Source organism: Laedolimicola sp. (assembly GCF_051972735.1).
In the GTDB taxonomy this organism is placed as follows: domain Bacteria; phylum Bacillota; class Clostridia; order Lachnospirales; family Lachnospiraceae; genus Laedolimicola; species Laedolimicola intestinihominis.
The window spans coordinates 22754-30944 of sequence record NZ_JBOKYU010000027.1; the positions used below are offsets into that span (position 1 = coordinate 22754).

Genomic DNA, 8191 nt, shown 5'->3' on the forward strand with positions numbered 1-8191 from the left:
ATGGAATACGCAATTGCTACACTGAAAAAGGGCGAGGGACGCGCGCTAAAGGCGGGCGGAGCCTGGATTTACGATAATGAAATCGAATCGGTCATGGGACACTTTGAGGACGGGGATCTGGTTCTCGTCCGGGATTTCGACGGCTATGGACTGGGAAAGGGCTTTATCAACCGTCATTCCAAAATCCGGATCCGTATGATGACGAGAAATCCGGAGCAGGAGATTGATCGGGAATTTATACACAACCGTGTAAAAGCAGCCTGGGAGTACCGGAAGAAGACGGTGGACACTTCCAGCTGCCGTGTGATTTTCGGCGAGGCGGACTGGATTCCGGGTATGGTCGTAGATAAGTTCTCGGATGTGCTGGTGGTACAGGCGCTGGCGCTGGGTATCGATCGGATGAAGAAAACGATTATTGAGGAATTAAAGGGGGTACTGGCCGGGGACGGCGTGGAGATTCGCGGCGTCTATGAGCGAAGCGACGCCAGGGAACGGGAAAAAGAGGGCATGGAGCGTGTCAAAGGCTTCATCGGCGAACCCTTTGATACCAATGTGGAAATCGTGGAAAACGGTGTCCGCTATCTGGTGGATGTGAAGGACGGTCAGAAGACAGGCTTTTTCCTGGATCAGAAGTATAACCGTCTGGCTATTCAGAAGCTCTGTAAGGATGCCCGGGTGCTGGACTGCTTTACCCATACGGGTTCCTTTGCCCTGAACGCGGGACTGGCCGGAGCCAAAGAGGTCATCGGCGTGGATGCGTCGGAGCTTGGCGTACATCAGGCAGAGCTGAACGCGAAGCTGAACGCCCTGGAGAATACGGTGCGTTTTGAATGCGCGGATGTGTTTGACCTGCTGCCGGATCTGGAGAAGAAGGGCGAGAAGTTCGACGTGGTAATTCTCGATCCGCCGGCCTTTACCAAATCCCGCAATTCCATCAAGAACGCCACCAAGGGATATCGGGAAATCAATATGCGCGGCCTGAAGCTGGTGAAGGACGGCGGCTTTCTGGCCACCTGCTCCTGCTCCCATTTCATGAGCTACGAGTTGTTTACCCAGACCATCGCCCAAGCGGCAAAGAGCGTCCACAAACGGATTCGCCAGGTAGAATACCGGACCCAGGCTCCGGATCATCCGATTCTCTGGGCAGCGGACGAGTCTTATTACCTGAAATTTTATATCTTCCAGGTTTGTGAGGAAAAATAGGGATGCAGCTACCGGAATTATTTGAAGAAAAAATGAAAAAGCTTCTGGGAGCAGAATATGAGGACTTCCTGGCAGGCTATGAAAAGGAACGGCATCAGGCCCTCCGGGTGAATCCGGCGAAGATTTCCGCAGAAGAGTTTGCGCGGATCAGCCCCTTTACGCTGGAACCTGTGCCCTGGGCGAAAAATGGCTTTTATTATGGAACGGAGGATCGGCCCGGCAGGCATCCCTGGCATGAGTCCGGCGTCTACTATATCCAGGAGCCCAGCGCCATGTCCGTGGCGGAGCTGGCAGGAGTGCAGCCGGGCGACCGTGTGCTGGATCTCTGCGCGGCTCCCGGCGGAAAAAGCACCCAGCTGGCGGCAGCCATGGAGGGAAAGGGGCTTTTGGTATCCAATGAGATTCATCCGGCCCGGGCGAAAATTCTCTCTTCCAATATCGAACGGATGGGAATTTTGAACGCAGTGGTGACAAATGAAGCACCGGAGCGTCTTGCACCTCATTTTCCGGCGTTCTTTGACCGGATTGTGGTGGATGCGCCCTGCTCCGGCGAGGGTATGTTCCGAAAAGAGGAGCAGGCTGTCAGCCAGTGGAGTCAGGATAATGTGGATCTCTGCGCAAAACGGCAGCAGGACATTCTCGAAGAGGCCGCGAAGATGCTGCGGCCCGGCGGGGTGTTAGTCTATTCTACCTGCACCTTCGCACCGGAGGAGGACGAGGAGAGTATAGTGCGCTTTCTTCTGAAGCATCCGGAGTTCTCGGTGAAAAAGACTGAGGCTTATGAAGGCTTTGCCCCGGGCAGACCGGAGTGGGTGAAGCTGACGGATGAGGAGAAGGAAAGTGTCAGTGTGGAGCGGTTGGAAGCAGTTCTGGCGTCTGTGAAGGATACCTTCCGGCTGTGGCCCCATAAGCTGAACGGGGAAGGGCATTACGCGGCGGTGCTTGAAAAGGCAGACGGAAACCAGGGAGAAGAGTTAAGCACCCTTCGAATCGAAAAAACGGAGCGGAAAAATCGAAAAAACGGAAAGAACTCCGGCAAATCCGGCGTCGTGTCCGCGGAAGCGGAAGCCTGGAAGCTCTACAGGGAATTTGCCGCAGATACGCTGGTTCACGGTCACGAGGGTATCCCCATGCTCTTTGGAGAACAGCTGTACCTGCTGCCCTGTGAGCTGAACCTGGAGAGCCTTAGGGTTCTGCGCCCCGGTCTTCATCTGGGGACGGTTAAAAAGAACCGTTTTGAACCGGCCCACGCCCTGGCTCTGGCATTGAAAGCGGAGGACGTAAAGCGCAGCGTCTCCTACGGGTCAGATTCCCGGGAAATCAGGGCCTGGCTGTCCGGCGAGAGCCTGGAGGGATCTGACGGCAGGGGATGGACGCTGGTACAGACCGACGGCTTCTCCCTTGGCTGGGGCAAGCAGGCAGGCGGCATTCTGAAAAATCATTACCCCAAGGGGCTTCGGAAACAATAACAAATATTTTTTGTGCAAATATAACACAAATGCAAAATAAAACCACCATTTACATTGACAAAAGTGACAAAAAGTGGCACAATAAAAACAAGGCAGAGCCCAGACATAAAACGCAGCTCAGAAGCGGAACTGCCGGATTATCAAAACTTTCGTGGGGAGGCTTTTCTTATGAATGATTATGAACTGATCCGAAATATTCTGGACAAAAGCAGGTATACGGTAGCCATGTGCGGCACGGATATGATGAAGGAATCCGGCATGCCAAGCTTAAGAGCTCCTGAGATTGCCTATCAGGTGGAGCAGGAGTTTGGTTATTCGCCGGAGGAGATCTTTTCTTCGATATTTTACGTGAACCGCCCGGAGACCTTTTTTAAATACTATCGGGAATGGATGCTGAAGCCCCATCTGGAACCGAGCGCCGGTTTTTACGCACTGGCGGAGTTGGAGCGGCGGGGAAAGCTTCAGTGCAGCATCGCCAATAATGTGCATAACCTGCCGGGCCGGGCGGGCTGTCAGAAGGTACTGAATCTGCATGGAACCATTTACGATAATGAGTGTCCCAGATGTGGCAGAAAGTATTCGATGGAGTATATACGTGACGCGAAGCGGGTTCCTCTGTGTGAGGACTGCATGGCGGTGATTCGCCCGAAGGTACTGCTCTTTGGGGAACAGGTGGACAACCGGATGATGACCGCGGCCGCGGAGGAGATCGCGAAGGCAGATGTACTGCTGCTTCTTGGTACCTCGATTGGCTCGGGGCTTTGCGAGCGGTATGTGAAGTATTTTGAAGGCGAGACCCTGATTATCATCAACGCGGCGGAGCATTTTACCGACGCGAAGGCGGATATTGTGTTGCGGGAAGAGGTAAAGACGGCACTGCCGAAGATTGTGCTGTGAAACATCGGCAGGGAGCTGACAGTGGCGGTCCTGAAAGAGGACGGAGCGGGCTTAAGCTTAGGTGACTGACTGGAGGACAAACATATGAAAGCACTGGAAGAAAAGATATTGCAGGAAGGCGAAGTCGTTGACGGGGACATCCTGAAGGTAGACGGCTTTGTAAACCATCAGGTGGACGCACTGTTGATGGAAGAAATTGGAAAAGACATGGCGGAGCATTTTAAGGGACAGGGCATCACCAAGGTGTTCACCATTGAATCCTCGGGGATTGCGCCGGCCTTATTTACAGCGAAGGAGCTTGGGGTTCCGCTGGTGATTCTGAAGAAGCAGCAGACCGCGGACAGCCTGAAGACCGAGGTGTGGCAGACTGAGGTAGTATCTTATACGAAGGATACCTCTTACCGTCTGACATTGGCGAAGAACTATATTTCCGATGAGGATCATGTGCTGATCGTTGATGATTTTCTGGCCAATGGCGAGGCAGCCACAGGAGCCATCCGTCTGATCCGCAAGGCCCATGCCACCGTGGCCGGTCTTGGCGTGCTTATCGAGAAGGCATTTCAGCCGGGACGTGAGAAGCTGGAGAGTCAGGGATCCATGTATACGCCCAGGCAAGCATCAAGGCTTTCGAGAATGGGAAAGTGGTATTTTAGATGAAAAAGGAGAGAACAGGCGCGGACGCAGCAGTCCGCGCCTTTGAAAAGAGCGATATTTCCCAGGTTCTGATTACCATTGGCGGAATGCTGATTTACGCCATCGGTATCAATAATTTTATCGTCCCGGCAGGCCTGTACAGCGGCGGCGTCATGGGTATCAGCCAGATTATCCGTACCATTCTGGTGCAGTACGCGCACTTGAATTTCGGCGGAACAGATATTGCGGGTATCATCAGTTTGATTTTGAATCTGCCGCTTTTTGTGCTGGCTTATATGTCGGTGGGACGGCATTTTTTCTGGAAAACGGTTATCTGCGTCGTGAGCCAGTCTCTGTTCCTGACACTGATTCCGATTCCTGCCAGTCCCATTGTGGAGGATACGATTACGGCGACCCTGATTGGCGGTATTATCGTGGGAGCCGGAATCGGTGTTTCCCTTCAGAGCGGTGGCTGCAGCGGCGGAATTGATATCCTGGGCATGTATTTTACAAAGAAGTACAATGGTTTTAGCGTGGGAAAGCTGAATTTGGTTATCAATCTGCTGATTTACGCGTCCTGTGCCCTGCTGTTTGATATTAAGGTCGTAATTTACTGTATTATCTACGCGGCGGTCAACACGCTGATGGTGGATAAGACTCACACCCAGAATATCCGGACGGCGGTGATTATCATTACCAAGGAAGATCCGGATAAAATCAAGCATTATATCATGGACGAGCTGGCCAGGGGCGTCACTCACTGGGATGCAATCGCAGGTTATACGGACGAAAGGTCCCATATCCTTTTTACGGTCATGTCCAAGCATGAGCTGTCCATGCTGAAGCAGGAAATGAAATATATCGACCCGAAGGCTTTCGTGGTCAGCAAGGATAATGTGGGAATTGATGGAAGATTCGCGAAACATCTGTAAAATAAGATGATTTGGCCCCGAGGCATGCGCTTCGGGGCCTTTTTACGCGGAGCCTGCACAGAATCCGGGAAATGGCGTAAGCTATAGAAGGAGCGTATTCCGGAATATTTTTTTATAAGGAAAAAGCCTGTACCCGGATTGGGGGTGCAGGCTTTTTGCGCGGGGATCTACTGCGCCTTATTTACGAAGGATTCGCAGTCGGTACACTCGATTTTGGTCGGATTGGATTCATGGGTACCGATTTGAATCTTATTCAGTGTGCAGTAATTTTCGCCCTGGGCGTGATGTGTGCAGTTGTTGACAGTACATCCGATGGCTTCGTTCTTGTTGGTCATCATAAAAATTCCTCCTTTATGGCGCGGCGAACCGCATTTGCTTGCGTTACAGAAGTAGTGTGTATCGGCAGGCGGATTTTATGCGTGAGAAAAAATGGAAAATAACTCCAGCGTCTGTAAATGAAAGCACACAAAAACCTCCTGCCGGAGTTGTGGGCCGTCAGGAGATTTCTGTTGCTTTATACTATTGAAGAAGGAGAGTAACAATTGAAAGTGATTGCTACTTAGAGATATATGATAAAGGGAATTACCCATTGTTTTTAGTCGGGACCGGTCGGCACCGAAGCAGCGCCGGCAGCCCCATTTTGTATTTGTTTCTATGAATAGCATTCGCATGTTTCTGCTTTGCTTCATTTGATAGTATTATCATACACAAAGGTTGTGTCCAAGTTGTGTCCGCACTCTTAACAAAAAATTGGGATTTTCTAAAAAATATATAAAATGGAAAATTGTTTTAGGGAAATGGATATGCTATACTGAGACTATTACGAAGCGAAAAGGAGTAACGCTATGTCGTTTATCAGTGTCTTTGACGTGCTGGGTCCGAATATGATCGGCCCGTCCAGCTCCCACACGGCGGGAGCGGCCAGAATCGCCTATCTGGCTCAGAAAATGATTGCCGGGCCTCTGGTCCGGGTGGAATTTATCCTTTACGGTTCCTTTGCCCGCACCTATCGGGGGCATGGTACAGATCGGGCGCTGCTGGGCGGCATCATGGGCTTTGATACCGACGACGAGCGGATACGTGATTCCTTTTCCATCGCGCAGGAGCGGGGCATTGATTTCTCCTTTACCCCGAACGGGGAGGAAACGGAGGTGCACCCGAATACGGTGGACATCCATATGGTAAATGGGTCCGGCCAGGAGCTCACAGTCCGCGGCGAATCCCTGGGTGGCGGCAAGGCGCGCATCTGCCGGATCAATCAGGTGGAGGTGGATTTCACCGGCGAGTACAGCGCAGCCATTGTAATTCATCAGGACCGGCTGGGCGTTGCGGCTCACGTTACCAGTGTACTCAGCCGTCACGGCGTGAATATCGCCTTTATGCGGTTGTTCCGGGAGGGAAAGGGCGATATCGCCTACACCATCGTGGAGTCCGACGGGCGGCTTCCGGAGGCAGTCGCCGGGGAGCTGCGGGAAAATGAGAACGTGCATGAAGTGATGATTGTGCAGCCCTAGCAAAATGCTGGCTTATGTGGCAGCGTCAGAGCCCGATTTGCGGAAGCCAATCTGAAAAATGGTGTAAATCGTGATACTATGAGGAGTTAGAAACATGGATTTTAAGAACGCGAAGGAATTGCTGGCATTATGTGAAGAAAGGAAGCTTTGCATCTCGGACGTAATGCGCAGGCGTGAGATAGAAGAAGGTGAAATCACCGGCGAGACCTGTGACGCCCGGATGAAGAAGGCCTACGAAATCATGCGGGAATCAGCCCGCGTCCCCATAAAAAAGCCCGGACGCTCCATGGGCGGTCTGCTGGGCGGCGAGGCGAAGATGCTTTCTGACTGGCAGCAGGGCGATGGGCAGGGCAAAAGCCTCTGCGGACCGGTGCTTGGACGGGCCGTGGCCTATGCCATGGCGGTGCTGGAGACCAATGCGTCTATGGGACTTATCGTGGCGGCCCCCACGGCGGGGGCTTCCGGTATTGTGCCGGGCGTCCTGCTGGCGCTGGAGGAGCAGTTTCATTTTACAGAAGCAGAGATGATACAGGCTCTCTACAACGCCGGGGCCGTGGGCTATCTGGCCATGCGGAACGCCACCGTGGCAGGCGCTGTGGGCGGCTGTCAGGCCGAGGTGGGCGTAGCCTCTGCAATGGCGGCGTCGGCTGCCGTGGAGCTGCTGGGCAGCTCCCCAAAGGCCTGTCTGGACGCGGCTTCCACAGTACTCATGAACTTGCTGGGTCTGGTCTGCGATCCGGTGGGCGGTCTGGTGGAATACCCATGCCAGAATCGGAATGCGGCAGGAGTCGCTGTTGCCCTGACCTCAGCCGAGATGGCGCTGGCCGGCGTCCCGCAGCTGATTCCGCTGGACGAAATGATTGCAGTCATGTATAACGTAGGCAGACGCATCCCGGCAGAACTGCGTGAGACGGCCCTCGGCGGCTGCGCTGCCGCGCCGTCGGCCTGTGAGGCCTGCGGAAAGTGTTGATGTTTTAAAATTACCCCTTTACAAATATTTCATTTTCAAGTATAATATCAGTTGCTGACACAGCAAGCTGGAATAGCTCAGTCGGTAGAGCACTTCACTCGTAATGAAGGGGTCGAGGGTTCAAGTCCCTTTTCCAGCTTAACAGAAAAAGCCCGAAAATACGGCAAAAACAAAAGAAAGAGCATCCTGTGAAAGGGTGCTCTTTTTGACGTTTGGTTAACATTTGGTTAACATTTTTTCTATTTTGCCTGTAACAGATCATCCAGAACAGAGGCGGCTTTACGGTCAACACTCTGCAACTGATGGCTGTATATGTTCATGGTGGTGCTTGTCTGTGCATGCCCAAGTCTTCCGGAAACCGTTCGGACGTCAACGTTCTGGCTGATCAGGAGCGTTGCGGATGTGTGCCGCAGACCGTGCAAGGGTATCCTGGGCAACGGTGGGGCATCCGGCGGCAGTGAGTCGTTATATCTCTTGATGATCTTCTGAAAGGTCGCATAAGGTGTAGATGGGTACATCTGCGAGCCGTCCGACTGCGTAAAGATATAATTATCACCCTTCCAGTATGTCCCA

8 protein-coding genes, 1 tRNA gene and 1 pseudogene are annotated in these 8191 nt (G+C 52.8%); 8 read left to right on the forward strand and 2 right to left on the reverse strand.

All coding sequences use genetic code 11. The features are described from left to right. The 5 genes and pseudogenes from ACTRC3_RS07735 to ACTRC3_RS07755 all read left to right on the forward strand — a co-directional run bounded on the left by ACTRC3_RS07735 (position 1) and on the right by ACTRC3_RS07755 (position 5134). A complete protein-coding gene (locus ACTRC3_RS07735; RefSeq protein WP_440322671.1) occupies positions 1 to 1203 on the forward strand; it encodes a class I SAM-dependent rRNA methyltransferase in 1203 nt (400 codons plus the stop codon). Positions 1204 to 1205: 2 nt separating this feature from the next. Then, the gene (locus tag ACTRC3_RS07740; protein ID WP_440322672.1) at positions 1206 to 2672 is read left to right on the forward strand and encodes an RsmB/NOP family class I SAM-dependent RNA methyltransferase; all 1467 of its coding nucleotides are present in this window, start codon (positions 1206 to 1208) and stop codon (positions 2670 to 2672) included. A gap of 168 nt (positions 2673 to 2840) precedes the next feature. Further along, complete coding sequence (locus tag ACTRC3_RS07745) at positions 2841 to 3569, forward strand: Sir2 family NAD-dependent protein deacetylase (protein ID WP_178039188.1); 729 nt, start codon at positions 2841 to 2843, stop codon at positions 3567 to 3569. 84 nt (positions 3570 to 3653) lie between these two features. After that, positions 3654 to 4222: pseudogene (locus ACTRC3_RS07750) on the forward strand (xanthine phosphoribosyltransferase). Next, complete coding sequence (locus ACTRC3_RS07755; RefSeq protein ID WP_178039190.1) at positions 4223 to 5134, forward strand: YitT family protein; 912 nt, start codon at positions 4223 to 4225, stop codon at positions 5132 to 5134. It abuts the pseudogene before it with no gap. A 167-nt stretch (positions 5135 to 5301) separates the two neighbouring features. Here the strand turns inward: ACTRC3_RS07755 and ACTRC3_RS07760 are convergent, their stop codons facing one another. Beyond that, positions 5302 to 5472 (reverse strand): DUF1540 domain-containing protein, encoded by a 171-nt coding sequence (locus tag ACTRC3_RS07760; RefSeq protein WP_178039191.1) that lies wholly within the window; start codon positions 5470 to 5472, stop codon positions 5302 to 5304. Between the two features lie 507 nt (positions 5473 to 5979). On the opposite strand from ACTRC3_RS07760, the gene sdaAB reads away from it, so the two are divergent. The 3 genes from sdaAB to ACTRC3_RS07775 all read left to right on the forward strand — a co-directional run bounded on the left by sdaAB (position 5980) and on the right by ACTRC3_RS07775 (position 7757). Continuing rightward, on the forward strand, positions 5980 to 6648 hold the full coding sequence (sdaAB, locus tag ACTRC3_RS07765; RefSeq protein ID WP_440322673.1) for an L-serine ammonia-lyase, iron-sulfur-dependent subunit beta: 669 nt from the start codon (positions 5980 to 5982) through the stop codon (positions 6646 to 6648). Between the two features lie 94 nt (positions 6649 to 6742). Then, positions 6743 to 7618, forward strand: a complete 876-nt coding sequence (sdaAA, locus tag ACTRC3_RS07770) for an L-serine ammonia-lyase, iron-sulfur-dependent, subunit alpha (RefSeq protein WP_440322674.1) — start codon at positions 6743 to 6745, stop codon at positions 7616 to 7618. A gap of 66 nt (positions 7619 to 7684) precedes the next feature. Beyond that, positions 7685 to 7757 (forward strand) — tRNA-Thr (locus ACTRC3_RS07775). Between the two features lie 100 nt (positions 7758 to 7857). Here ACTRC3_RS07775 and ACTRC3_RS07780 read toward each other — a convergent pair. Continuing rightward, positions 7858 to 8191, reverse strand: a 334-nt coding sequence (locus ACTRC3_RS07780; protein ID WP_440322675.1) for a tyrosine-type recombinase/integrase, incomplete at its 5' end; no start/stop codon positions are given.

Coding starts and splice junctions, on each gene's coding strand:
- ACTRC3_RS07745 (WP_178039188.1), top strand. CDS start 2,841: ATGAATGATTATGAACTGATCCGAAATATTCTGGACAAAAGCAGGTAT.
- sdaAB (WP_440322673.1), top strand. CDS start 5,980: ATGTCGTTTATCAGTGTCTTTGACGTGCTGGGTCCGAATATGATCGGC.
- sdaAA (WP_440322674.1), top strand. CDS start 6,743: ATGGATTTTAAGAACGCGAAGGAATTGCTGGCATTATGTGAAGAAAGG.
- ACTRC3_RS07760 (WP_178039191.1), bottom strand. CDS start 5,472: ATGATGACCAACAAGAACGAAGCCATCGGATGTACTGTCAACAACTGC.
- ACTRC3_RS07740 (WP_440322672.1), top strand. CDS start 1,206: ATGCAGCTACCGGAATTATTTGAAGAAAAAATGAAAAAGCTTCTGGGA.
- ACTRC3_RS07735 (WP_440322671.1), top strand. CDS start 1: ATGGAATACGCAATTGCTACACTGAAAAAGGGCGAGGGACGCGCGCTA.
- ACTRC3_RS07755 (WP_178039190.1), top strand. CDS start 4,223: ATGAAAAAGGAGAGAACAGGCGCGGACGCAGCAGTCCGCGCCTTTGAA.